Annotated in this window: 24 protein-coding genes and 1 pseudogene; 5 read left to right on the forward strand and 20 right to left on the reverse strand. The window is 54.4% G+C overall.

The genetic code is table 11. From position 1 onward, the window contains the following. Positions 1–61: 61 nt before the first annotated feature. The 5 genes from EL26_RS20565 to phnC all read right to left on the reverse strand — a co-directional run bounded on the left by EL26_RS20565 (position 62) and on the right by phnC (position 4091). The gene (locus tag EL26_RS20565; RefSeq protein WP_038093654.1) at positions 62–1234 is read right to left on the reverse strand and encodes a tetracycline resistance MFS efflux pump; all 1173 of its coding nucleotides are present in this window, start codon (positions 1232–1234) and stop codon (positions 62–64) included. Between the two features lie 41 nt (positions 1235–1275). Then, positions 1276–1566 carry a hypothetical protein gene (locus EL26_RS20570; protein ID WP_152559350.1) on the reverse strand — a complete coding sequence of 97 codons (291 nt, stop codon included), beginning with the start codon at positions 1564–1566 and terminating at the stop codon, positions 1276–1278. Between the two features lie 157 nt (positions 1567–1723). Beyond that, on the reverse strand, positions 1724–2536 hold the full coding sequence (gene phnE, locus EL26_RS20575; RefSeq protein ID WP_038093659.1) for a phosphonate ABC transporter, permease protein PhnE: 813 nt from the start codon (positions 2534–2536) through the stop codon (positions 1724–1726). After that, complete coding sequence (phnE, locus tag EL26_RS20580; protein WP_038093662.1) at positions 2533–3315, reverse strand: phosphonate ABC transporter, permease protein PhnE; 783 nt, start codon at positions 3313–3315, stop codon at positions 2533–2535. The genes phnE (EL26_RS20575) and phnE (EL26_RS20580) overlap by 4 nt, the downstream gene beginning before the upstream one ends. 2 nt (positions 3316–3317) lie before the next feature. Next, a complete protein-coding gene (gene phnC, locus EL26_RS20585) occupies positions 3318–4091 on the reverse strand; it encodes a phosphonate ABC transporter ATP-binding protein (RefSeq protein ID WP_038093701.1) in 774 nt (257 codons plus the stop codon). Between the two features lie 220 nt (positions 4092–4311). Between phnC and EL26_RS20590 the strand changes: the two genes are divergently transcribed. Beyond that, positions 4312–5154, forward strand: coding sequence for an HAD family hydrolase (locus EL26_RS20590; RefSeq protein WP_038093665.1), 843 nt, complete (start codon positions 4312–4314; stop codon positions 5152–5154). Positions 5155–5192: 38 nt separating this feature from the next. Here EL26_RS20590 and EL26_RS20595 read toward each other — a convergent pair whose 3' ends face one another. Genes EL26_RS20595 through EL26_RS20605 form a run of 3 tightly spaced genes read right to left on the reverse strand, consistent with a single transcriptional unit; the run spans position 5193 to position 9353 of the window. Then, the gene (locus EL26_RS20595) at positions 5193–7181 is read right to left on the reverse strand and encodes a methyl-accepting chemotaxis protein (RefSeq protein ID WP_038093668.1); all 1989 of its coding nucleotides are present in this window, start codon (positions 7179–7181) and stop codon (positions 5193–5195) included. A gap of 37 nt (positions 7182–7218) precedes the next feature. Continuing rightward, positions 7219–8049, reverse strand: a complete 831-nt coding sequence (locus tag EL26_RS20600) for a Cof-type HAD-IIB family hydrolase (protein WP_038093671.1) — start codon at positions 8047–8049, stop codon at positions 7219–7221. A 32-nt stretch (positions 8050–8081) separates the two neighbouring features. Further along, the gene (locus tag EL26_RS20605) at positions 8082–9353 is read right to left on the reverse strand and encodes an HD domain-containing protein (protein WP_038093673.1); all 1272 of its coding nucleotides are present in this window, start codon (positions 9351–9353) and stop codon (positions 8082–8084) included. 145 nt (positions 9354–9498) lie between these two features. Here EL26_RS20605 and EL26_RS20610 point away from each other — a divergent pair, with 145 nt between their 5' ends. Then, the gene (locus EL26_RS20610) at positions 9499–9936 is read left to right on the forward strand and encodes a hypothetical protein (RefSeq protein ID WP_038093675.1); all 438 of its coding nucleotides are present in this window, start codon (positions 9499–9501) and stop codon (positions 9934–9936) included. Positions 9937–9995: 59 nt separating this feature from the next. Here the strand turns inward: EL26_RS20610 and EL26_RS20615 are convergent, their stop codons facing one another. After that, positions 9996–11165 (reverse strand): iron-containing alcohol dehydrogenase, encoded by a 1170-nt coding sequence (locus EL26_RS20615; protein ID WP_038093677.1) that lies wholly within the window; start codon positions 11163–11165, stop codon positions 9996–9998. Positions 11166–11323: 158 nt separating this feature from the next. Next, positions 11324–11668 (reverse strand): annotated as a pseudogene (locus EL26_RS20620) (peroxiredoxin); the annotation flags it as partial. A gap of 86 nt (positions 11669–11754) precedes the next feature. Here EL26_RS20620 and bcp point away from each other — a divergent pair. Continuing rightward, entirely contained in the window at positions 11755–12222 is a 468-nt protein-coding gene (gene bcp / locus EL26_RS20625) for a thioredoxin-dependent thiol peroxidase (RefSeq protein WP_161780765.1), read from the forward strand. 22 nt (positions 12223–12244) lie between these two features. On the opposite strand, the gene EL26_RS20630 is transcribed toward bcp, so the two are convergent. Beyond that, complete coding sequence (locus EL26_RS20630; RefSeq protein ID WP_152559351.1) at positions 12245–14335, reverse strand: type IV secretory system conjugative DNA transfer family protein; 2091 nt, start codon at positions 14333–14335, stop codon at positions 12245–12247. Between the two features lie 87 nt (positions 14336–14422). Here EL26_RS20630 and EL26_RS25105 point away from each other — a divergent pair, with 87 nt between their 5' ends. Next, entirely contained in the window at positions 14423–14845 is a 423-nt protein-coding gene (locus tag EL26_RS25105; RefSeq protein ID WP_152559352.1) for a hypothetical protein, read from the forward strand. An 11-nt stretch (positions 14846–14856) separates the two neighbouring features. Here EL26_RS25105 and EL26_RS25620 read toward each other — a convergent pair whose 3' ends face one another. The 4 genes from EL26_RS25620 to EL26_RS26530 all read right to left on the reverse strand — a co-directional run bounded on the left by EL26_RS25620 (position 14857) and on the right by EL26_RS26530 (position 15932). Next, positions 14857–14997, reverse strand: coding sequence for a hypothetical protein (locus EL26_RS25620; protein WP_161780766.1), 141 nt, complete (start codon positions 14995–14997; stop codon positions 14857–14859). 1 nt (position 14998) lies between these two features. Beyond that, entirely contained in the window at positions 14999–15460 is a 462-nt protein-coding gene (locus EL26_RS20635) for a hypothetical protein (protein WP_038093683.1), read from the reverse strand. 122 nt (positions 15461–15582) lie between these two features. Beyond that, on the reverse strand, positions 15583–15807 hold the full coding sequence (locus EL26_RS20640; RefSeq protein ID WP_038093685.1) for a hypothetical protein: 225 nt from the start codon (positions 15805–15807) through the stop codon (positions 15583–15585). Then, positions 15804–15932, reverse strand: a complete 129-nt coding sequence (locus EL26_RS26530; protein ID WP_274518904.1) for a hypothetical protein — start codon at positions 15930–15932, stop codon at positions 15804–15806. The genes EL26_RS20640 and EL26_RS26530 overlap by 4 nt, the downstream gene beginning before the upstream one ends. Before the next feature lie 865 nt (positions 15933–16797). Between EL26_RS26530 and EL26_RS25625 the strand changes: the two genes are divergently transcribed. Continuing rightward, entirely contained in the window at positions 16798–16953 is a 156-nt protein-coding gene (locus EL26_RS25625) for a hypothetical protein (RefSeq protein WP_161780767.1), read from the forward strand. A gap of 44 nt (positions 16954–16997) precedes the next feature. Here the strand turns inward: EL26_RS25625 and EL26_RS20650 are convergent, their stop codons facing one another. The 5 genes from EL26_RS20650 to EL26_RS24180 form a co-directional block, all read right to left on the reverse strand. Then, a complete protein-coding gene (locus EL26_RS20650) occupies positions 16998–17570 on the reverse strand; it encodes a hypothetical protein (protein WP_038093689.1) in 573 nt (190 codons plus the stop codon). Between the two features lie 6 nt (positions 17571–17576). After that, complete coding sequence (locus EL26_RS24730) at positions 17577–18659, reverse strand: DNA cytosine methyltransferase (protein ID WP_038093710.1); 1083 nt, start codon at positions 18657–18659, stop codon at positions 17577–17579. Beyond that, complete coding sequence (locus tag EL26_RS20660) at positions 18640–20745, reverse strand: ATP-binding protein (RefSeq protein ID WP_038093692.1); 2106 nt, start codon at positions 20743–20745, stop codon at positions 18640–18642. Before EL26_RS20660 ends, EL26_RS24730 begins: the two co-directional genes overlap by 20 nt. Before the next feature lie 464 nt (positions 20746–21209). Then, positions 21210–21836, reverse strand: a complete 627-nt coding sequence (locus EL26_RS20665; protein ID WP_038093695.1) for a phage holin family protein — start codon at positions 21834–21836, stop codon at positions 21210–21212. Positions 21837–21917: 81 nt separating this feature from the next. Further along, positions 21918–22747: N-acetylmuramoyl-L-alanine amidase family protein (locus tag EL26_RS24180; protein WP_052036641.1), on the reverse strand; the 830-nt coding region annotated here is incomplete at its 5' end.

Here is a 22747-nt window from a genome sequence, read left to right on the forward strand (position 1 = left end):
AATGACGCGCAACGAATCAAAAAAGACTCGACTTCCACTGGGGAGTCGAGTCTTTTGTTGCTTACGCCGTTGCTTTCGAGCGGTCGCGCCCTGCAAACACGTAGTAGAGAGCCAGCGCCACCGCGCTCAAGATCACGCCGGAGATGTACGGCAGGCCTTTGCCCGCTGCGTACAGCGCACCGCCGACCACCGGGCCGATGATGCGTCCGAGCGAGTCGAACGACGACAGCAGACCGGATGCGCTGCCCTGCCCCGCCGTCGTGCGCTTGGAGATCAAAGCGGTGACCGACGGACGCATGAAACCGTTGCCAATCCCGAAGATCGAAAGGTACAGCGCCGCCGTCCAGAACGAGGACGTCAGCAAGATCAAGCCGAAGCCGATCGCCGAAATCACGAGACCCATCTGGATCACGGCGCCCTCGCCGAACTTCTTGATCAAACGACCGATCAGTCCGCCCTGTACGAGCGCCCCTGCAAAGCCCATGATCATGAAGATGTAGCCGAGGTGCACAGTGTCGAGCCCGGCTTTGTCCGCGCCGAAGTACGCGAACGTGGTTTCCAGACCCGCCATCGAGACGGAGACGACGAAGTTCATGATGTAGATGACCGAGAGCGAGCCGCCAAACGCGCTCCAGCGCGATTGCTTCGCGGCGCTCTTGCCGCGCTTGTCGGGCGTGTGCGATTCCTTGAGCACAAACAGCACGAACAGGAACGTCACCGCCGACGAGATGCCGGCGATCAAGAACGGAAGACTGTAGCTCGACTTCGACGCGATGCCGCCGACCGCCGGGCCGAAGATGAAGCCGAGGCCGACAGCCGCCCCGATCATGCCCATGCCCTTGCCGCGGTTTTCCGGCGTCGTGATGTCCGCCACGTACGCCGTGACGGTCGGCATGTTCGCCGAAGAGAGGATCCCTGCGACGATGCGGATTGCAAACAGCTCCCAGAGTTGACCTGCCATCGAGAATGCAAAAAACGAAAGCGCCAAGCCCAAGATACCGATCAGCATGACCGGCTTGCGGCCGATTCGGTCGGAGATGCCGCCCCAGACCGGAGCGAACAGGAATTGCATGACCGAGTAAACTGCCATGAGGAATCCGAGCTGCGTCGACGTCGCGCCGAACGACTGCGCGAAGAACGGCAAGACCGGGATGATGATGCCGAAGCCCAACATGACGAGAAACATCACCAAGAAGAGAATCGGCAGTGCTTTTTTGGTTTGATTCTGTTCCATAATTCTCTCTTCCTTCTGTGTGTAGATAGGTCTGGACAAGTTTAAGAACGAGCTTTAAAGGCACGTGCGATCAACACGCCGATCGCGGCCCCGATCACAGCGAAAATCAGATCGACGATCAGCGGCGTTTCATTGGTGCCAAGCCGCAGCATCGGGCCGAAGTTCAGCCCGAGGATGTGCGAACCCAAGAACATGAAACCGTCCGCCAAGATAGCGCCCAGCAAGATTCCGATGCCCTTGCGCGCCGGACGCATCAAAAGCGTCAAGACGATCCCGGCTACGATCGCCGTGATGTAGAGAAACGCTTGCAATTGCCAACTCATACCACCCATGAGTGTAACATCCTCCTGTCTGATTGGTTCCCACTATTATGTACTTCCGATTGCCACACCTTACTATTGTAGACTACTTATTCCCGCGATACCAGTCGACACAGAAAAAACCCCCGGAGCGTTCCGAGGGTTTTTCACAAATTGGACAAAACGCCGCCTAGACGAGACGTTTGCGGATCGCGCCGGAGATGAAGTCGATGACGACGACGGCGATGACGATCCCGATGAAGATGATGCCGACGCGGTTCCACGCTTGCGATTGCAAGGAGAACAGCAACGGCGTACCGATGCCGCCTGCGCCGACCATCCCGAGGACGGAAGCCGCGCGGACGTCGATTTCAAACTTGTACAGCGCAAACGAGAAGAATTCCGGCAACACTTGCGGAAGGACGGCGAAGAACAGCGTCTGGATGCGGTTCGCGCCAACGGCGGTGAGCGCTTCCATCGGGCCTTCGTCCATGTTTTCAATCGCTTCCGAGTACAGCTTGCCGATCATCCCGATCGAGTGGAAGCCGATGGCGAGCATCCCGGCGAACGGACCCGGGCCGACTGCGACGAGGAAGATGATCGCGATGATCAACTCCGGCAACGTCCGGATGATGTTCAAGATGCGCTTGCCGAGCCAGGAAATCCACACGAAGCGCTTGGACATGTTGCGCGCCGCGAGGAAGCCGAACGGAACAGCGAGCAAAGCTGCGATGGAAGTCCCGAAGAATGCGGTTTCCAGCGTGATGATCATGTTGTCGAGAACGCCTTCGTCCTCGTTGAAGAACGACCATTCCGGATGGAAGAGACCTTGGAAGATGCGCTTGACGATCGGCATCGAGTCCAGCGCTTTTTGCCAATCGAAGGACATTCCGGTGCAGGACCAGATGATCAGAGCGAGTACGATCAACCAAGAGATCGTCGAGCTGACTTTTTGGCCGGTGGTCTTTTTCGGTGCGGAAAAAGTCTTCTGTGCTTGGCTCATAGCAGTTTCTCCCGAATTGCCGCACTGACCGAGTCGATGATGACGACGATGATCAGCGTGAACAGAATGATAGAGGTGACGTGCGTGTAGTTGAAGAGGTCGAGGTTGGTTTTCAGCCCCATCCCGATCCCGCCTGCACCGACGAGACCCAAGATAGCAGATGCGCGGACGCAAACCTCAAACGTATACAGAACGTACGCAATAAATGCCGGAAGCGCTTGCGGAACGACGGCAAACCCGATGAACTGCAGCTTGTTCGCGCCGACGGCGGTCATCGACTCCAGCGGACCCGGATCGATGGTTTCCACCGATTCGTACGTCATCTTGGTGATGATCCCGAAGGAGAAGAAGATGAGCGCCGCGATCCCGGCAACCGGACCCAAACCTGCGATGGCGACAAAGACCGACGCGAGCAGCAAGTCCGGAATCGTCCGGATGAAGTTCAAAATCAAACGGGTGATCCCCGTCACCCAACGGTTGAGAAATACGTTGCGGGCAGCCAGCAGCGTAAACGGAATCGACAGCAACGCGCCGATCGTCGTGCCGAGAACCGCCATCTTGACCGTCTCGAACATCGGCTTCAAGATCGACTTGAAGTAGGCGAAGTCCGGCGGCCACAGCTGGGACAGCATGTTGCCGATGTTCGGCAAGCCGGTCCACAGTTCGGAGAAGTCGGCTTTGATCCCGATGTAACTGATCACGTACAGCACCGCAAGGACCAGGAATATCAACGTGTACTTGAGCTTGGACGGTGGCTTGATCGCTTTGGACTGGTTCATGCTTAGGCCTCCACGTTGCCGAGCAGCTCGTCCTTCTGAATCTTGCGGCCGTAGATTTCAGCGAACACTTCGTCGGTCGCTTCTTCCACCGGGCCGTCGAACACGACTTTGCCGGCGCGCAGGCCGATGATGCGGGTGCCGTACTTGCGGGCGAGATCGAGGAAGTGCAAGTTGACGATCGTGGTGATGCCGAGTTCTTGGTTGATGCGCTTCAAGTCATCCATGACTTGAACGGTGGTCAGCGGGTCAAGCGATGCGACCGGCTCGTCGGCGAGGATGATCTTCGCTTCTTGAGCCAGCGCGCGGGCGATCGAGACGCGCTGCTGTTGACCGCCGGACAGTTGGTCGGCGCGGACATACGCTTTGTCCGGAATGTTGACGCGGCGCAGCGCGTCGTGCGCGAGTTCGATGTCGCGCTTCGGCCACAAGCCGAACAGCGTGCGGAACGTGCCGTGGTAGCCGACGCGGCCGGAAAGCACGTTGCGCAGAACGGAAACACGTTTCACGAGATTGAAGTTCTGGAAGATCATGCCGATGTCGCGACGGATGCGGCGAAGATCTGCTCCTTTGGCCTTGGTGATCGATTTGCCGTCGATCAAGATCTCCCCCTCGGAGATCTCATGCAGACGATTCATCGCACGCAGCAGCGTGGATTTGCCCGCCCCAGACAGGCCGACGATGATGACGAATTCCCCCGGATGAATAGTCAAGTTGATATTATCCAGGCCGACGGTGCCATTGGGATACACCTTTTTCACTTGATTGAATTGAATCATCATTCTCCCAACTTTCGTTTCGGTCTAGTTGAACACTTGAACGTCTCGCTTTTTAGGGTATGGATTAGAATACCCAAAAGTAAGGACAGCAACTATCATTGTACTCAAAAGACTACCTGATTGGAAGAGTTCTGACGTAAAATTTTGACTAACCGTGTCGAGCGCTGGTGTCAAAATCATTTTGAGATATAATAGTTCTCAAGAAAGGATGGTAGTGAAGATGGAACTTTCCAAAGTCAGTCTGATCATTTATGATCTCGATGGCACGCTGTATGAAGACACGCACCACTTTGATTATTATGCAAAGGAACTCAAGAAACGCTTGCCCGCCGACGTGCAGGACGCGTTCCAAACCGATTATGAAGCGGCGCGCCGAGATGATCATCCCCTGCGCATCGGACGTACATATGACGCCAACCGCGACCTGATTCTCGTGCAGATCAAGGGCGACGTTTCGGAAGTGTACAAGTGGGACGGCACGGCACTTGCGGAAGCAGAAGTGCGCGAGCTGTACCCGGAGAAAGTAGAAGTCAACCTCACCGACATGTTCTCCGTCGGCGACCTGTGGTGGGTGCCGGGCTGCATCTCCCGTCACTACGGGTTGACCGACGCGCAGACGACGGAAGCGTTCTTGGCGACCCGCGAGTTCATGATGGGGCCGGAGTTCCACATGAACCGCATCGAGGGGTTGGTCGACGCGATCGCCAAGTCCCGCGCGGGCGGCGTCAAGCAGGTGCTCGTCACGAACTCGCCGCAGCCGGACTCGGAGAAAATTCTCGACAAAATCGGGCTGCTGCATTCGTTTGACGAGAAGATTTTCATGGCGAAGAAGCCGTCCGGCACCAAAGGTGTGTTCGAGCGGATCAAGAACCAGTTCGACATCCCGTACGAGCGCATGCTCTCCGTGGGCGACAACTGGGTGAACGAAATCCTCCCGGCGATGGAGCTCGGTTTCCAAACCGTCTACATCGACCCGCATGACATCGGCGTCGAACTCGAATGCACCCAGCGCGTGCACCAAATGACCGAAGTGCTGGAAATCATCGCAGGCGCAGGGAAATAAAAAAAGGACTTGGCTCCGTATGGGCCAAGTCCTCTTCGTTATTTCAAGCGGAATTTGCTGATGTCTTCGCGGAGGTCTTCCGCGAGTTCGGCGAGTTGGTTGGAGTTTTCGGCGATCACTTGCATCGTTTGCAACGATTCTTCGGAGGCTTGCGCGGCGTCGGAAACGCTCGCCGCCATCTCGGAAGTCATCTCGCGGACGCGGACCACGTTGGCCACGCCGGCGGCGGTGCTCTCCGCTTGCTGCCCCGCATCGTCGCGTATCTCGCGAATCTGGCTTTCCACGCTCTCCACATGCTCCAAGATTTCCGCAAACGCATCGGTGGTCGACTGCACCGCCTCCACGCCCGCTTCCAAGCGTTGGCGCAGTTCCCCCGTCGTCTCGCACACGTCCAAGACGCTCGTCGAGATCCGCGACACCAGCGACTCGATCTCTTCCGTCGCCCCCCGCGATTGATCCGACAGCTTCCCGACCTCGTGCGCGACGATCGCAAATCCGCGTCCTTGCTCTCCGGCGCGCGCCGCTTCAATCGAGGCGTTGAGCGCCAACATCCCTGTCTGCTTCGCGATGCCTTTGATGCGGTCGACGATTTCATGGATGCTCTTCGCCACTTCCTGCAACGCCAACACGCGCTGCTCATTCGTGTCGGAACTCTCCTTCATCGCTTCCATCGTGGAAATCGACCGCGCCACTTGCGATTGTCCAACACCCGCGGACTTGCGCATCTTCTCCACAGCGGCGACCGCTTGATCGGAGCGGTCGGCAATTTTGTCCGCCAAACTTTCCAGCGCGTGCAGTTGCTCCGCCGCTTGCTCCATCTGATCAAACGTGCGGTCGACGCTCGACGTGACATCGGCGGACGAGGCCGCGATGAGGTGAAGCGTGCTTTTCGCTTCCTCGGTGGAAGCCGCAAACTCCCGGCTGCGCTCGCTGAGCGCATTGGACTCCTCCTGCAAAACGCCGACGAGATGTTTCAAGCCGGCCGACATCGCGAGAAAAGAGCGGACGATCTCTCCCATCTCATCCTTCGACGCCGTGCGGGAAAGTTTCTGCATCTCTGCGTTCTCCGTCAAATCGCCGCCCGCCACGCGCGCCATTTCCGTGCTCAAGCGGGAGAGCGGACGGGACAAGCGCGTGTAGAGCACATACGCGACCAATGCGCCCAACACCAGCACGAGCACGCCGCCAAGCCCTGCCCGCTGCAACAGATCATGGCGAATCGTCGACCCGGTCTGCGAAACGGTCTCCGTGCCGAGAAACCCGATCGTGCTGCCGAACACGTCGGTCAACTGCCCGAGCGTCATCGTTTCCTGCCCGTTGCCGACTCCGTTTGAAAGCACCAACGGGTCTTTGCGGTTTAGCACCTGTTGGAAGAGACTACCTGCTTGGGAAGCCTCAAATCCATCGTAGGTGGACACGGCGTTTTTTCCGTCGAAGAGAACGATTTGCGTGTTGTTGACCGATTGCACGCTTTTGAGAAACGCGGAGTCGACGCGCTGTGCGAGGAACAGCAAGCCGTTCGGTTCCGCCTCGCCCTTCTCGTCGGTGATTTTGGAATAGCCGAGCAGCATCAGCCCTTGGTCGGTGTGAACCAAGCCCGTATGCCCCGTCTCCGAGCCGACCGATTGCGCCGCGCGGGTCAAAATGTCGGCAAACGCAGCCGGCTGTTCCCCTTCGCGCTGCTGGAGAACGCGGCCCTGCAAATCGGTCACGTAGATGCCGACGATCGACTTGTTGGTGTCCATCAAGTTCAGAACGTTGTTCTCCATCCAGTCTCCGTCACTGTCCGCCAACGCTTGGTGCAGATCGCCCCAGAACGCGTTGGTTTTCACGTACGACGCCCAGTTTTCTCCTATATAGTCCAACATGGCGCGGGCCCCTTGCAGATCGCCGATGCCTCTCTCTCGTTCCATGTCGGCGTAACTTTTTTCAATCCCGGAATAAATCCACGTTCCCAACGCAATCATCGGCAAAAGCAAAAGCAAAAAAATAATCAAGATGATCTTCGTGGTGATTGAGCCCCTCATGCTGCAACCTCTCCCCTTTACCCCATGTAACCCCTTTTTATTCTAACATCTTTTTGCGAATTAAATAAGCCAGTCCATCTTCATCGTTTGTTTTTGTAATCCAGTCGGCGCGGTCTTTTAGAGATTGGTGTGCGTTCCCCATCGCCACACCCAGTCCCGCAAACTCGATCATCTCCCAATCGTTCGTGTTGTCCCCGACCGCGACGATCTCGTGCGGCTTGATGCCGAACGCGTCGGCGAGGTGCTGGATGCCGGACGCTTTGGTCGTGCCGTAGTGGAAGCATTCGAGCAGCGAGAAACCCGGCCAGTCGTGGTCGGAAATCACCATGTTGAAGTCGAACGGGAGTTTTTGCAGGTCTTCATAGAGCGGCAGAATTTTTTCCGTTTTGTCGATCAGGAGGACTTTGATCGGCTTCAGGTGCGCAACGTCCTTCAGACTCGCCACTTGCTGCACCACTTCCGGGATGTGCTTGTGGATGAAGATGTACGCTTCCGGGAAACCGGGGTCTTGGTCGTAGTACGTATCCACCCCTTCAAACGTGTGGACGAACACGCTCGACCAGAGGCCGTGCTCCGCGATCACGTCGAGAATCGCATGCGTCGTCTCCACGTCGAGGGTTTGGTGCAAGTGCGTTTTTTGCTCCAACGGGTCGGCGACGACCGCTCCGTTGCCGAGGATGACCGGCAGGGAGAGGCCGATTTGTTTCACGATCTCCATCACTCCGCGCAGTTGGCGGCCGGTGGCGAGCGTGACGAGGATGCCTCGTTCGTGGGCGTCGCGAATCGCTTGGATCGTTCCTTCTGTCAGTTCCGACTTGGAGTTGAGCAGAGTGCCGTCGATATCGGAAATGAGCATCTTGTATGTCATGAGTGGACCTTCTTTCTTCCTATTAATATATGCTAAATCTTTAAAGCTTCCAGCCAGCCGCGAATCGGCTTGTACGAGCCTTCGCCGCGCAGCACTTCCTTGGGGCAGAAGATGCGGTATTGCGTGAGCGGCTTCAGCGAGCGGACGACGGCGGACGCGTCGGCGATGTCCATCTTATCTCCGTCGTCGTCGACCAGCGTGATGCCTTGGCGGTACATGTGGTACCCGGCGCCGGTGGCGTGTCCAAACGCGATGTAGTAATCCGGATTGAGCCCTTGGGCACGGAACATGTCGCGGACGGTTTGCTTTTCGACTTCCTTCAGTTCGCGGGTGAGAATCGAGCCGAACAGTCGGCGGTTGATGAAGCGGTCGGCGAGGTCGCGCAGAATCGCGTCGTCCGCTTCCGTCCAGCGGTGGAACGTGAACATCATCACGCTTTCGTCGAGGCGGAGGTACTCTTCGACCGTGATTTGCTCGACCGGTTTGTCGAGGAACGGTTGAAGTTCTGCGGGCAGGAACAGGTTTCCGCCGCGCTCGTGAATCGTCTTGGCGCGCAGAAACGCATGGCGCAGCAGCACGTCGGAACTGAGCGTGACCGGGTGCAGATAGACTTGCGAGTACATGAAATAGCGGGCGAGAATGTACTGTTCAACCGTTTGTTGGCCGGAGGTTTTGACGAGGATGTCGTCTCCTTCGGGGCGCATGACGCGAATCAAGCGTTCGAGTTCGAAGCGGCCGTAGGTGACTCCCGTGTTGACGGCGTCGCGCAGCAGGTAGTCCATGCGGTCGACGTCGAGTTGCGAGGAGATCAGGTTGACGACGAGGGGGTGCTTGCTTTTTTTGGCGATCACGTCGGCGACGTCTTGCGGAAATTGATCGTCGACGCGGCGGAGGATTTTGTTCACTTCCGGTTCTTCCAGCAAGATGCGCTGGGAGAATTCTTCGTGATGGAATTTGAACACGCTCTCAATCGTATGGGAAAAAGGCCCGTGGCCGATGTCGTGCAGCAAAGCGGCGCACAGCGCCAGCAAGCGCGTGCGGTCGTCGCCGGGGCCGGGCCAGCTGAATTTGCGTTCAAAGTGCGAGAGAATTTTCCGCATGGTTTCGTAGACGCCAAGCGAGTGCGTGAAGCGGGTGTGTTCCGCGCCGTGATAGGTCAGGTAGGCGGTGCCGAGTTGGCGCACGCGGCGCAGGCGTTGGAACGCACGGGTGTTGATGAGATCCCAAATCAATTTATCAAACACGTAGATGTAATCGTGAACGGGGTCTTTGAATACCTTTTCTTTGTCCACCCATTCTGTCATGGGAGTTCCTCCTTCGATGCTGTCTACTTGAGAGGATATCACAAATTCAGTGTCTGCAAGCGAAGGAATGGTTTTTTTGTACAAAGTTCTCTATAATGGTGGGTGAATGGTACACATTTTGGATGTAAGGGGTTCGACGAGACCTATGAATAGACATGACCGTTTGCTGTATCTGTTTGATCGGCTGCCCGTGCAGAAACAACAGGATCTGATGAATTTGTTGGAAACATGGAACGCGGTTCCGTCGTTGTCGGTGGTCGACGAGAACAGCGAGTTGAATCCGGCGTTGGAAGATTCGATCGGGCGCGAATGGCATTGCTTGAACGCGCTGAAGAAGGTCGTCTCCACGCACTTCCCGCCGCGTCTGGAACTGGCGTATGTGGCGTTCCACCCGTATCTCGATTCCGTCTCCTCCGCCAAATCCCGCCGCGCTGCCGAGCAGATGTACACGCTGGAAGCGGCGTATGAACTGAAGCGCATCTACGAGAACGACCCGGAGTCGGACGTGTTCACCGCGGAAGTGACCGAGCAGTTGCACCGGATGCTGCACGATTGCTCCGTGCCGAATCCTGAACAAAAATAACCAAAAGCCCCGCGGCCGGGAGAGGCACGGGGCTTTTTTGCGTTGTGTTTCGGCCGTTCTTACAGAGACATCTGCAGGATTTGCTTCACATCGGCACGGTCGAGGGTTTGGAAACCGCCGAAGGGGCCGGCGTGCATGGTTTTTTCGACCATGACGTCGAGTTGGGAATCGTCGATGTCGTAGTCGGCGAGGCGCGACGGCGCTTCCATCGACGTCCAGAACGCGCGCAGGCGCTCGATGCCTTCCAGCGCGACTTCGTTGTCGGACTTGCCCGCCGGGTCGACGCCGAAGACGCGCACCGCCAGTTGCACGAAGCGGGAGACGCCGACGCCTTTTTCCACGGCGTACTTCATTTTGTTCGGGACGAGGATCGCGAGGCCCCCGCCGTGCGGGATGTCGTACACCGCAGACACGGCGTGCTCGATGTTGTGCGACGCCCAGTCGCCGTTCATGCCCATGTTGGTCATGCCGTTGAGCGCCATCGTGCCGCTGTAGAGAATCGTCTCGCGAAGTTCATAGCTTTCCAGATTCTCCAGCAGCTTCGGCGCGGTCTCGATCACCGTGCGCAAGATCGATTCGAGGAAGCGCTCTTGCAGCGGCGTGTTCGGGGAGTGCGACATGTAGTTTTCCAACACGTGCGCCATCATGTCGACCATGCCGTAGATCGTGTGGTTGCGCGGCACGGTGAACGTGTTTTGCGGGTCGAGAATCGAGAAACGCGGGTAGGTCGCTTCCGAACCCCAGCCGAGCTTCTCCTTGGTTTCCCAGTTCGTGATGACGGAGCCCGCGTTCATTTCCGAACCGGTCGCCGCCAGCGTCAACACGGTGCCAAACGGCAGCGCGTCGGTCGCCATGACTTTGTGCGAGATGAAGTCCCACGCGTCGCCGTCGTACTTCGCGCCCGCCGCGATCGCTTTGGTGCAGTCAATGACCGAACCGCCGCCGACCGCGAGCAGGAAGTCGATGTTCTCGCGCTTGCAGATTTCAACGCCCTTATGTACGGTGGCAAGACGCGGGTTCGGTTCCACGCCCGGCAGTTCGAACAGGTTGATGTCCAGTTCCTTCAACTGGCTCACGACTTTGTCGTAGAGGCCGCTTTTTTGAATCGAGCCGCCGCCGTAGACGAGCAGCACGTTTTTGCCGTACTTCGGCACTTCGTTTTTCAGCTCGGCAACCGTGTCGCGCCCGAAGATCAGGCGAGTCGGGTTATAAAAAGTGAAGTTTTCCACAAAAATTCCTCCTTCGTGTCTCGAAATAGGCAGTCGACCACAGGATATCATGTTCTTGGCTTTCATTCTGTAAGATACACTGCTTCTTCCCCTGCGTAGTATCTCAAACCGCAAACAAAAACCCGCATCCATCCATGCGGGTCGCAGAAAAAACCAACTTACCCGAGCGCTTTCACGTCTTCCAGCACTTGGTCCACGTGCCCGGCGACTTTGACTTTCGGGTAGATTTTGGCGATGTTGCCGTCCTTGTCGATCAAGAACGTGGTGCGCTCGACGCCCATGTACTTTTTGCCGTACATGTTCTTCTCTTTCCAGACGCCGTATTGTTCGAGGACGGTGTGCTCCTCGTCGGCGAGCAGGATAAACGGCAGTTCGTACTTCGAGATGAACTTCTCGTGTTTCTTCACCGGGTCCGGCGAGACGCCGAGGATGACGGTGTTGAGGTCTGCAAACGCCGCGTGCAAATCGCGGAAGCCGCAAGCCTGTGTCGTGCATCCGGGAGTCCCGCGTTGTCCTAAAGGTAGAAAAATGTATCCTTCTCACAAGTGATGATATACTGGAGGGGAAAATAAATCCAGAGGTGAGAGAGTTGGCAACCATCGAAGTTGGACAAGAAGCACCGGACTTCACCCTTCCGGCAAGCAACGGAGAAAATTTGAAACTGAGCGATCTGCGTGGCAAAAAAGTCGTTCTGTACTTTTACCCAAAGGATAACACTCCTGGATGCTCTAACCAGGCGTGCGCATTCCGTGACCAGCATTCCGCATTCACCGATGCCGATACTGTCATCCTTGGAGTGAGCCCTGATCCGCTGAAAAGCCACGACAAGTTCATCTCTAAGTTCGAGCTCCCGTTCCTGCTCCTTGCAGACGAGGAGCACGAGGTAGCGGAGTTGTACGGGGTATGGAAGGAGAAAAACATGTACGGCAAAAAGTACATGGGCATCGAGCGCACCACGTTCCTTATCGACAAGGACGGAAACATCGCCAAGGTCTATCCGAAGGTGAAAGTTGCAGGTCACATCGATCAACTTCTCGAAGACGTTCGTTCCATATAGGAGACGATGGAGAGCGCCAAACTCATGCGCTCTCTTTTTGTTTTTCTCTCCCGCCCCGATCCGACTTCCTCCGTTCCTTTCGCGCTGCTTCCGCTTCCTCTGCTGCTTCTTGCTCCCGCTGGTACCACTCCGCATCCTTCTTCGCATACTCCATCCGACGGCGCTGGATCTCGTCGGCAACCTCCTTCCACGGACGGCCAAACTGCCGGGCGCACGATTCGCGCCGTGCTGACCGATCTTTCACATCTGCTGGCGGCGGGCACATCTTGGCGATGAACGCTACTTCCTGCTTCGATGGTAGCTTCTTGGTGACCACGGCTTCGTACTGGCCGAGAGACTTCCACGCCTCCACCGGGTCCAGAGGAGCGATGACGGCGGCGAGATCGCGGAACGCCGACACGCCCTTGCTCTTGTACATGGTCACCTGCACGCCGCCGCTCTCGAACGAGTCCCACAGCTTCCCGAGCTGTGCACGGCTGTGTCCGAACATCACCAGCTTGCAGCGGTACTTTCGCAACTCAACCGCTGCGTCCTCGCCGAGTTTGCTTGCCATCTCGCCGCGCATAAAACGGTGCGGCTCATCGAGGAGCACGACGAACGATTTGCGCTTGCCTCGCTCAAGGTCTACCCGGCTGTATGCCGCCTCAAGGAGCACCTTGGCGAGTAGGTAGGTCATGATTGCCTCTTGGCCATCCGCGCCGAACGAGGACTTGTCACAGTAGATCGTGACGCAGTAGCCGTACCCGCCATCGGCGTTGTCGGCGTACTTGCGGAAGTCCAGCGGAACGGCCGGCTCTTGATAGAAGAGATTCGTCCGGAAGCGGTCGGACGAAAGCGCCCGAAGGCGGCTCATGATTCCATCTCGTGAGATGTCTTCGGAGCCGCGCCGTGCTTTGTCCTGCAGCGCCTGCAAATCGAGGGCGATGTCCAGCGCTGAGGAGACTTCCGGGCGAGCCAGCAGTTCCTCGCGGTACGCAGGGCTGTTGAGCGCCAACTCGATGTCGAGCGGCGCCGATCCCGCCGCGCGCGACACGCTCGACAAGTATCGCTCCATGCGGTCGGTGAACGCGTCCGACGCGATGCCGGCCACGAATTGGCGCAGGAACATGCGGCCTGTCTCGCGGGACTTCTCAGCCTCCAGCTCCGCATCTGCACTTGCCTCGTCGTGCTTCGGATCGAACGCCCACCTGAGGGCGACCGGCCACGCTTTGTTCGTCAGGTCAATGTGGATTATCTTCTCTTCTGGGTAGTCCAACGGCAAGGCGTCGTGCAGCTCGCGCACGGCCGAGCCGTCGGCGGTATCGAAAAAGAAAACCGTCTGACCGGCAGTGATCGCGCTGTACGCCCGGTGCTTCGCCTCCGACGACTTGCCGGAGCCCATCTCGCCAAAGCAGAACTCAGGCAGGCAGTAGACGTCGTCGACCTGTTCCTGCGACGTTTTGCCAAACGCCTTCAACAGCACGCGCGCCGTGCGCTGTTTACCGCGTTCCGTGACGGACCCGATGTCGATGCCCGGCACGTCGGACATGAACAACTCGTCGGGCAGGGAGACTTCCGGCTTGGTCACCGCGTCGATCACTGGGTACTCCTCCTGAAGCGCACGCTGCGGTAGCTTCACGAAGTGCGCGATCTCCGCGCCGGTCAGAATCTGGCGTTTGCTCATTCGGTGCGGGACGGCGATCCGTCGGCGTTGTAGGTCGAGCAGCCAGCGGGACTTGAACAAAACGCGTTTCTCCTTCAGGTCGTTGTCCTGATCGAGCTGTTTCAGCGCGCACCGCACTCCATTGCCGAGGAAGCGACGGCGGCGCTCGTCGTCGCTGGTGACGACCACGCGGATCACCGTGTCGAAGCCGTAACACGCTGTCTTCATCTTTGTCGCCGCGCTGAGTTCCTCCGGCAACCACTTCGGGCGACGCTTCTTGCCCTTCGCCGCATCGCGCAGTTTTTCCGAGTCCCGCCCCCAGGAGGATTCCGCCGCCTGAAACCCAAATTGGATGACTACGCGGTCTCCTACCGACATGCCACGCGTCAACTCCGCGATCTCAGCGAGCGGCGTTTCCTGCATCCGGCGGTCAGTCTTGAGCGAGAGGAACGGCGGCCGCGTCATTCTCAACTCAAAGAAGAGAGATCGCCCCGGCTCGATCCCGGAGGCCGGGCACGCCGCGTCCGCCAGCGTGACGTTCTTCCATACGGATCGGGCGTGCTGCTGGACCTGTTCATAGAGCGTGGCGTTCGTCGTTATGTAGGTGCGGAAGCTTTGCGGCTCCAGCACGGTTTCGAAGAAAACCCGATCCGGGTCTTCGGCCCGCAAGCCGCCCGCCCATCGCTTCCACAGCTCGCGGTAGGAGTCGGCGATCACCCGGGTGAAGTGCTCGATGTTCTCGTTTTTCAGGTTTGCGTGCGGGATCAGTTGGAAGGTGCGGTATGTCGGCGCGGTTTGCACGGGTTTCTGCGGATCCTCGCTGATAGTCGCCACTTCCTGCGCTTCCTCCGCAACAGCGACTTCCTGCACAACAGCCAGCGAAGAGCTGACGGCAGACATAACGGGCGCATCCAGAGGGCGGCGCGATGGCGGCACGAGGAAGGCGACACTGAGGCCGCCGTCCGTGCACTTGATGCTTGAAAGGAATCGACTCATGAGTTCCACACCTTCCAGAGAAGTTTTGCCAGCCCGATGCCTTTCACGAATTTGCTGTCCGGAATCTGCACCGCATACTGCACACCGTAGAGCGCACCAAAAGCGAAACCGATGAACAACCCGAGGAGGAGCCGCATGTCAGGACACCGCCAATCGAACAGTTTCAAGCCAGTCTGTCAAACGACCATTCAACCAGGTAAAGACAATCGCCACGAGCATCGCTGCTGCCTGCGAACAAAAGAACGCTCCATAGACCAATCCAGAGGCCATTGCAGCAGTCCTCCACCAACTGCGCTTGAAGACGTACAGCCCGACGAGACCTACGATCACGTACTGGACCGAATGGATCATGCCGTCCTCGAACGGATGCGCAGAGGCCGTTGCTTCCTTTGCTCCTGCGGCGAATGCCGGGTGGGCGGCGAGCACGGCAGCAGCCGAAGCCACAGCAACCGCCATATGCGCCGACCAAGTGCCGTTCCGCGATGCCGGAGCCGGGCATTCAATCTTCCAGCCCGCCGCTTTGCACTCAGCAAGCAATTGCTGTTGGGTTGCAAGTTGATGAACTTCCATCACTTGTCGACCAGAAATTTTCACGATCATCTGAAAATCCTCCTCGTTTTGGCATATTTTTAGGTACGCACCGCATACGCTCTCTGCAAAGCGCTTGCGCGGCGCGACGAGCTGAATAGGCGACCTCTAACCGTCGGGGAACCGCGTTTTTTTTATTGCCCGGAGTGGCGCTGTGCGGCACTGTGCTGCGCGGTGCCATGCTGTACGGACTGCTGCATCGCATGTTTGGCACGGAGCTGACGCTCTTGCTCCGCCATGAAATCTTTGAGGAAACCGCTGACGTTTTTTAAGCGTTTGCAGTATTCATTCGCCAGATTGTCGCGTTCCGTGTCGAGGTTGAATTCCAAAGGTCTGCGGATGATCCGCCGTACACTCATGCCCGTTCCCCTCCCTCTTCGATGCGGACGAGCTCTCGTTCAAGCGCGGTCATCATGTCAATCACCTGGTTGCAGTGCTGACCGAGGAACTCCAAATCGGACTTCAACTGCTCTTTCCGTTCCACCCAAGCCCACCTCCATGCTGTGCTGTTCGGCACCGTGCGATGTGGTACGGCGCTGTTCCGCGTGGCACTGTGCCGTGCTGTTGGTAGAGGATATTTGCCTCCGCTTGTCCAAAATGCTAATTGTTTACACACTTTGTTTTTGGGACAGACTGATTTCAGTCAAACAGAAAGGAGGAATGCGCTATTGGACTTGGGAAAGAGCGGTCGAGGCTTGGGACTTATTTGGATACCCATGGGATAAAGCAAAAAACAGTTGTTGAGGAGAGCGGGGTAAGCAGCGTCACTTTGACCAAGCTGTGCAACGTTGATCTGCCGAAGAATAAGATAATCCGCAGTACCGCAGTCAAGATAGTGGATGCTCTTGCGAGGCTAACTGGTGAGCCAGTGAAGATTGAGGATTTCTGGGCATAAAAAAGACGCCATGGCACAACCTGCCATTGGCGTCTTATATTATTTTTGTATTATAACAAGGACCCTACGAATCCGAAGATTCGTAGTCCACGCACTCATTCCTCATCGTCGAGGAATTCATCGACAAGATCGAGCAAGTCACTAATTAACTTGCCAGCCTTTTTGAGTGCGCGAAGTAGCCCTTGTATTTTTTTCATCAAGGATCACCCCTCAAATTGAATATATGCGAGGAATGAGATTTTTTTCACAGGAACGAACATTCACCAAAAGAAAATCAAAATACAACGAGGAAACAAATTGTGGGAAGAACATCGGATGATACTTACGGAGGGCAGGAAGACGATGCTGGAGAAAGAGCTTCATCAGGAGCAGTTTGTAGGAGAGACAAGCGCTTGACGAGGGCGCGTTGGAGGAGATGCAGCGGGCCGCGTAAGAAGCGATGGCGCGCGGGGCGATGATCACGTTGCATGTGTACCACAAGTACGGCATCCGGGAGATCGCCATAGCTCCTAAGTGGTTGGATCACAGTTGCAGGCTCAAGGGGTACACGGTCGATGGAGCGATGAAGGCTGTTGAGCTGGACGACATCGTGGGGATCGGCGGAGAATGAGAAAAGACGCTTGGCCTACTCAGGCTGAGCGTCTTTTTATTCTCCTAATAGTTGTTTGATTTATATTGTCCCTCAACTATCTTCAATAAACTTACATATAAATTGACTGCTTTTTCACTACTAACCGGATATCCTCCACTTAATGACTCCTCAAAAAGGATTCCTTCAATTTCCCTATCCAACTCACGTACAATTTTTCGTACGTCATCACAAAGTACATGAAAGTTTTCATATATAACTGGGCGAACTGTCTTTCTGTACTGTTTTATATGAAAAACTTCAGGATGCTCAAGCCCTGTTTCAAACGTGATCAACTCATTTTCGCCATCAGTCCGTAATATTTCGTTATAAACTCGAAATCTTTTGGATACCTTCTCTTCAAATTCCGCCTTCATTTTGTCTTCAACGGCCCAGATTCGTTTTCTTTCTTCAAGAGCTTTTTGATTCTTTGCATTTACCATGGCTGTAAATAGGCTCCCTAGCCAACCAAATACAGCACCAGATAAAGCTGCACCTGCTGTGATAATTTGACCATAGTATGGATTCAGGTCCAATTTTATTCCCCCAGTATTTTTATACAATAAAAGACGCCATAAAACGGCGCCCTTTATCTTCACAACTTACTACTCATTCTGTCGTAATGCCTCAAAACAACGACGTGCAAGGACCTCAGCAAAAGTACAAGGTAGGGCATTTCCCACTATCATACATGCCTTCTCCATGTAGTCGGTGTCAATAATGTAGTCTGGTGGAAACGTCTGAAGAAGTGCAGCTTCCCGTACTGAAATTGTTCGAAGTTCCTCCGGGTGCCCAAATCTACCTTTACTGAGTGTTGTACACCCACCTGTAATTGTTCCAGAGGGCTTATCCCAAGAAAGACGACCATAAACATTGGGGAATCCCGCCTCAATGTCTTTGTGACAATCAGGTCTAAGCTTTTTGGGGATTTTCCTCCAACTTTCGCCCGGAATGGCTTTTTTAAGGCGTTTGATGTTTTGTGCTGACATATCCCTTACGACATGCCATTTGGCATTCTTCGGACCTCCTAATTTCTTTGTTTGTGACAATGTGACAGGTTCCGGCATATCTGAAATTGCATCTCGTAGAGTTCGCCAAAGAGGAAGATCATTCTCGCCAGTTCGAGAATGTGTAGGTTCTGGAAAGGGGATGTGAAACCCCTTCCCAGCAAGCAAGACTAGACGTCTCCTTGTCTGTGGAACTCCGTAGTCAGCAACTTGTAAAACTCGCCACTCGTACATATATCCAAGTTCCGAAATTCGTCGTAAAAATTCCTCAAACAATTCTTTACCTTTTTGAGCGAGACCAGGAACGTTTTCCATCATAATTATCTTTGGTTTTAATTGTTCAATAACACGATACATTTCGAATATCAGTTCGTTTCTTGGGTCAAAACGACGGTATTTCGAAGTCAGACTAGAAAATCCCTGGCAGGGAGGACAACCAGCTACCAAATCGACCATCCCTGTAGGGGAAGCTTCCAAGAATTTATCACCGGAAATCGTTTTTATGTCTTTATTAAAGACACTTACCTCCGGATGATTTATTTTATACGTATTGAATGCATTTGGCTCTAGCTCTACTGCTGATACAACTGAAAACCCAGCGTTCTTTAACCCAACTGTTAATCCTCCCCCCCCAGAAAATAAATCTACAGCCGTTGATATATTACTCAGTTCTGATGCCATATCTCTTCTGCCTTTCTGCCTCATTCATAAACGCCTCATGCATTTTTCTTGTGTTGAGTAAGAATGTCCTCCAACTAATATGAGTTAAAAAACCATCACTCATCAGACCATTAAGAGCTTTTTGTGCCATCGGTGAAAGGGATAGCCCATCCGCAACAAGTGTGATACGGTATCCATTAAACGTTTTCTTAAACAACGCATTCGAAGGTTCGTTCAAAAAAGCTTCCATTTGATCAGCGTAGTTTATGATACGATTTAATTCTTCATCCTTTATGTTATGCCCCGGCCTTTTTATCTCAATTATTTCAATAAAATTGTCTTGCGTTGAAAGCACGAAATCCATTCTTTTGTTTGGATCAGGGAATGCTTCGAGATTTATCTCCTCACCGGTTGCATCTCTATAAAATTTTTGGAATTCTCGTTTCAAAGTTGTAAAGGTTTGATTCGCGGTAATTGGTGCCCATTGCGGATCAATTAACCATGGAGCACTTTGAATCAACTCTTGAAATTCTTGCTCCAGAGTGCCTGGAGTATCTTTTAATTGCTCGATCTTGTTAATTACACGAATTCGGTCATCGGCAATCTTACCAAAGGAAGACAATTCAGCCACACGTGCAGTTTTTAAAATCTCAGCCATTACACCCAATGAAGTATCGGCGTCTTCAGCTGCCTCTCGTAATTTATTCTCAAGGGTTACATGCGGAGCGAAAATCAAACTTAATTCAACCAGTTTTCCCACGTGCTCTTTATCTTCTAATTCATCTTGACGTATCGTTTGTCCAAACAACTTTGCGATCGTGACTGCCTGCTCTCTTATTTCACGTTGCTCCTCCAACGGAAATGCAGTATTGATAACTTGCTCGTATTTTGAAACCTCTTTAAATACCTCAAGTATTTTCTTTTTCATAGGTTCCCTGGACAACTTGCCTATCTTACTGATCAACGTTTGCCCCCATTGCTCAAAAGCTTTTCCTAATTCATGTGACCATAGAATATCTCTACGGTCAGTCTGAATGAGGTCCTCATCAAGGTCCAAGAAATCAGCATGTAATTCTCCAACTAAATATGAACGAATTGTGTGTTCACCAGTAAAACCAGCCTTCTTGTTAAAAACAGTTGTTTGAGCCGCGATTTTTTTATGAGCATAAATTCGTATTCCTGCCATCAGGTCGTCTTTGTATGGAGTCTCAGAGTATGCAACCCAACCTGTTATGGGATATATTGTATCTTCATACTTGATAAATGATTTGAGATCCGAATACTCATCTCCGTCAGGGTCAAGTGCAGCATATCTAGTTCCACCGCTACCATCGGATATCTCTACAAATCTAATTTCGGTTCCTCGCATTTTTTTCACAGAGAACTCTCCTACAGCAACCTCTTGCTTGTCATCTCCGACCTTTTTGTTCGAATCTTTCAAGACCACAGACCAATCCGATGAATTTATCCCGAAGCGTTGAGCAAGTTGTCTAGAAAAAGCATCGATATCCGGTACTTTACGATGAGCAAACTCAGACATAATGATAGTCGTACCGCTTTTGGGTTGAATCGTATTATTCAATTGTCCAATACGCGGTTTGTAGTCATTATCGTCATCACTTCGAATTTCATTATGATCGAGTATAAGGTGAGCAGTGATATAACCCATGATTTTATTTCCTTCTGTATCCTCCGTTTCAATGATATCACCACCAGAAGTAATGAGTTCTATTTTGTTACAAATACCGAACGGTGCCAGTTTACCAACACCTTTACGACCCATTACTTTTCGCCCGAATTTTTTTGATGTATCTCCACGACGATAATCAGTTCGTCTTTCAGCCCCCACCTTAAGATAGAATTCATTAACTTCTTCTGGAGTCATACCGATACCATTGTCCTTGACTGTAATAGTCAATCCGTGGTCTTGTAATACACCTTGTTGTTTTGTGGCAAGGTAGATTCCCATAGGCGCAGTAACCTCAACACATGTTGCATCTGCGTCGTAACTATTTGATACTAACTCCGCTATTACTGCGGATACTTTGTCGTAAAGTTTGACCCCCAATTTGTCTACCGTCATCCTTGAGATTTTCATTGTATACATTGTTTGTAATCCCCTTCCCCTATTCAACATCACCCTTCATGCAATAAAATATCATTTTCCTTCCATAGCTATCAATTCCTGCTTGACATAAAATAAAAAAACCGCCAAAAGAGGCGGTTAAAAAATCAATTTCTACTCCAACTCCAAGCTCCAATATAGTTTCCTTCATAAACATCATCGACACGATATCTAGACGTTGATCCCCACACATCCAAACTTACACATGAAGGATTATGTACTTCTGTTACAGTTGCTTCTCGATCAATGAACGTAATATCGGTTTCTGTTTCAACCGGTTCTTTGTAAAATACCTTCGATCCTATTCGTGGATGCATATGAATCCTCCTTATCCGCTTTGTATCAGTACTCTCGTAACCAAAGTATTCAGCTTATAGCTTTAGTATTCGAAATACTAGTGTGGATTTCTTAGTGTTATTTTCGCCAAAAAAAAATAAACCCAGCCACTAGGCTGGGGTCTTTTCCTTCTCCATCGCTTGCGCGAGCTGGCGGATCTGCTGAACTCCCGGATGCTGCGACGCCACACCCAAGAGATCGGAGGTCAACATCAGGACGGCGCTCACGTCGTCGCGGGTGCACGACAGTTTGGTGTGCTCCGTGACGAACTGCGCGACCTGCTGCTTCTCCGTCTCGTTCAAATCGTCGATCTCACGCTTGATCGCGAGTGCGCCGGTGATGATCGCGGCGTGCAACTTCTCGTGGCGTTCTTCCGGGTTGTGCTCCTCAACGGCAGCCGCCAACTCTTCCAGCGCCTTCTGCGCTTCGGGGTTTGCCTCATACCGGGTCTTCACCACATCCCACACATGCTGCAGACCAGAGTGTCCACCGACGGCAACTGCAGCGTACAGACCTCCTGCGAACGCTGTTTCGATAAAGCTGGTCACGCTGTGGATCTGCGGGTAGTTGCAGAGTACAGAGAGCACCGCGCCGCCGCCGGCGAGAACGGCAGGGATGTAGCGGTTGTCCAGTTTGGTGGACCGCTTGAGGAACGCGCCAAGCAGCCCCATGACGGAAACGATCAGTGCGTTTGTCGGGTTGGTTACGGCTTGCTCGATCGTGGTGATGTTGATCATTATCGATCTTCCTTTCGGGTTTGAGTTCGCCGCCAGCACGGATGCCACCGGCGCGAGATCAGGTTGATGCTGAGCGACGTGCTACACGGCGGCGCGAAGAGCATCGGCGGCGAAGTGGTAGCAGTCCCGGATGTCTTGTTCGACGGCAGCTTGCCAGTGATCACCCAGAATCTTGTTGGCGACGAGTTCGGCGGCGTCGCGGTCGGGCGTTCCAAGGTCCTGCGTGACCGGCAACCCGACGGCGTGCCGGAGCGCATTCGCGGCGAAGTTGTACGCGACGTCCACCGCATCGCCAGCGGTCTTGGTGAGCGCGCCTAACTCGCTGATCACCGTCTGGACAGCTGCGGGGTTCAACTCAGGCTCCTGCGGTGCCGAAGCGGGCGCGGCCGACAGGATCGGAACCCCGTAAAACTCGCAAATTGCGCGGGCGATAAGCGGTGCGAAGTCGTCGATGTGCGCCTGAATTTTGCCCAGGTCGTCGGAGTCGATGAATCCGATCTCGACGAGCATCGCGTCCATGTTGGTGCCGGTGATCACACGCCAGCAGGCCCCGCCCCGGCCTCCGTCGCGCACGGCCTGCCCATGGGTGCCGCAGATGGTGCCGACGTTCTGCACGATGCCCTTGGCAAGCCCTGCAATCGGACCACCATCGCCGTTAGCGTAGATTTCCGCGCCGTGTCCGCCTCCCGCGTTGACGTGGATGGACAGGAAGACGTCGGCGCGTGCGGAGTTGGCGATGCGGCAGCGCTCGTTGAGGTCCGGGTTGACCGAGGTCGTGTTGCCCGGCGCGATATCGGTTTCCCTCGTCATGACGACGCCGAAGCCCGCCCGTCGGAGCAGGTCGCGTAGCTGGAGGCCGATGTGCAAGGTAATGTCTTTCTCGCGGGCACCGGACGCGCACGCGCCCGGAT

Source organism: Tumebacillus flagellatus, from assembly GCF_000714935.1.
Lineage (GTDB): Bacteria > Bacillota > Bacilli > Tumebacillales > Tumebacillaceae > Tumebacillus > Tumebacillus flagellatus.

Excerpts from the sequence above, each read along its gene's own strand:
- EL26_RS20565 (WP_038093654.1), bottom strand. The coding sequence starts at position 1,234 with ATGGAACAGAATCAAACCAAAAAAGCACTGCCGATTCTCTTCTTGGTG.
- EL26_RS20570 (WP_152559350.1), bottom strand. The coding sequence starts at position 1,566 with ATGGGTGGTATGAGTTGGCAATTGCAAGCGTTTCTCTACATCACGGCG.
- phnE (WP_038093659.1), bottom strand. The coding sequence starts at position 2,536 with ATGAGCCAAGCACAGAAGACTTTTTCCGCACCGAAAAAGACCACCGGC.
- phnE (WP_038093662.1), bottom strand. The coding sequence starts at position 3,315 with ATGAACCAGTCCAAAGCGATCAAGCCACCGTCCAAGCTCAAGTACACG.
- phnC (WP_038093701.1), bottom strand. The coding sequence starts at position 4,091 with ATGATTCAATTCAATCAAGTGAAAAAGGTGTATCCCAATGGCACCGTC.
- EL26_RS20590 (WP_038093665.1), top strand. The coding sequence starts at position 4,312 with ATGGAACTTTCCAAAGTCAGTCTGATCATTTATGATCTCGATGGCACG.
- EL26_RS20595 (WP_038093668.1), bottom strand. The coding sequence starts at position 7,181 with ATGAGGGGCTCAATCACCACGAAGATCATCTTGATTATTTTTTTGCTT.
- EL26_RS20600 (WP_038093671.1), bottom strand. The coding sequence starts at position 8,049 with ATGACATACAAGATGCTCATTTCCGATATCGACGGCACTCTGCTCAAC.
- EL26_RS20605 (WP_038093673.1), bottom strand. The coding sequence starts at position 9,353 with ATGACAGAATGGGTGGACAAAGAAAAGGTATTCAAAGACCCCGTTCAC.
- EL26_RS20610 (WP_038093675.1), top strand. The coding sequence starts at position 9,499 with ATGAATAGACATGACCGTTTGCTGTATCTGTTTGATCGGCTGCCCGTG.
- EL26_RS25620 (WP_161780766.1), bottom strand. The coding sequence starts at position 14,997 with ATGCGGCTCCTCCTCGGGTTGTTCATCGGTTTCGCTTTTGGTGCGCTC.
- EL26_RS20635 (WP_038093683.1), bottom strand. The coding sequence starts at position 15,460 with ATGATCGTGAAAATTTCTGGTCGACAAGTGATGGAAGTTCATCAACTT.
- EL26_RS20640 (WP_038093685.1), bottom strand. The coding sequence starts at position 15,807 with ATGAGTGTACGGCGGATCATCCGCAGACCTTTGGAATTCAACCTCGAC.
- EL26_RS25625 (WP_161780767.1), top strand. The coding sequence starts at position 16,798 with ATGATCACGTTGCATGTGTACCACAAGTACGGCATCCGGGAGATCGCC.
- EL26_RS24730 (WP_038093710.1), bottom strand. The coding sequence starts at position 18,659 with ATGGCATCAGAACTGAGTAATATATCAACGGCTGTAGATTTATTTTCT.
- EL26_RS20660 (WP_038093692.1), bottom strand. The coding sequence starts at position 20,745 with ATGTATACAATGAAAATCTCAAGGATGACGGTAGACAAATTGGGGGTC.
- EL26_RS20665 (WP_038093695.1), bottom strand. The coding sequence starts at position 21,836 with ATGATCAACATCACCACGATCGAGCAAGCCGTAACCAACCCGACAAAC.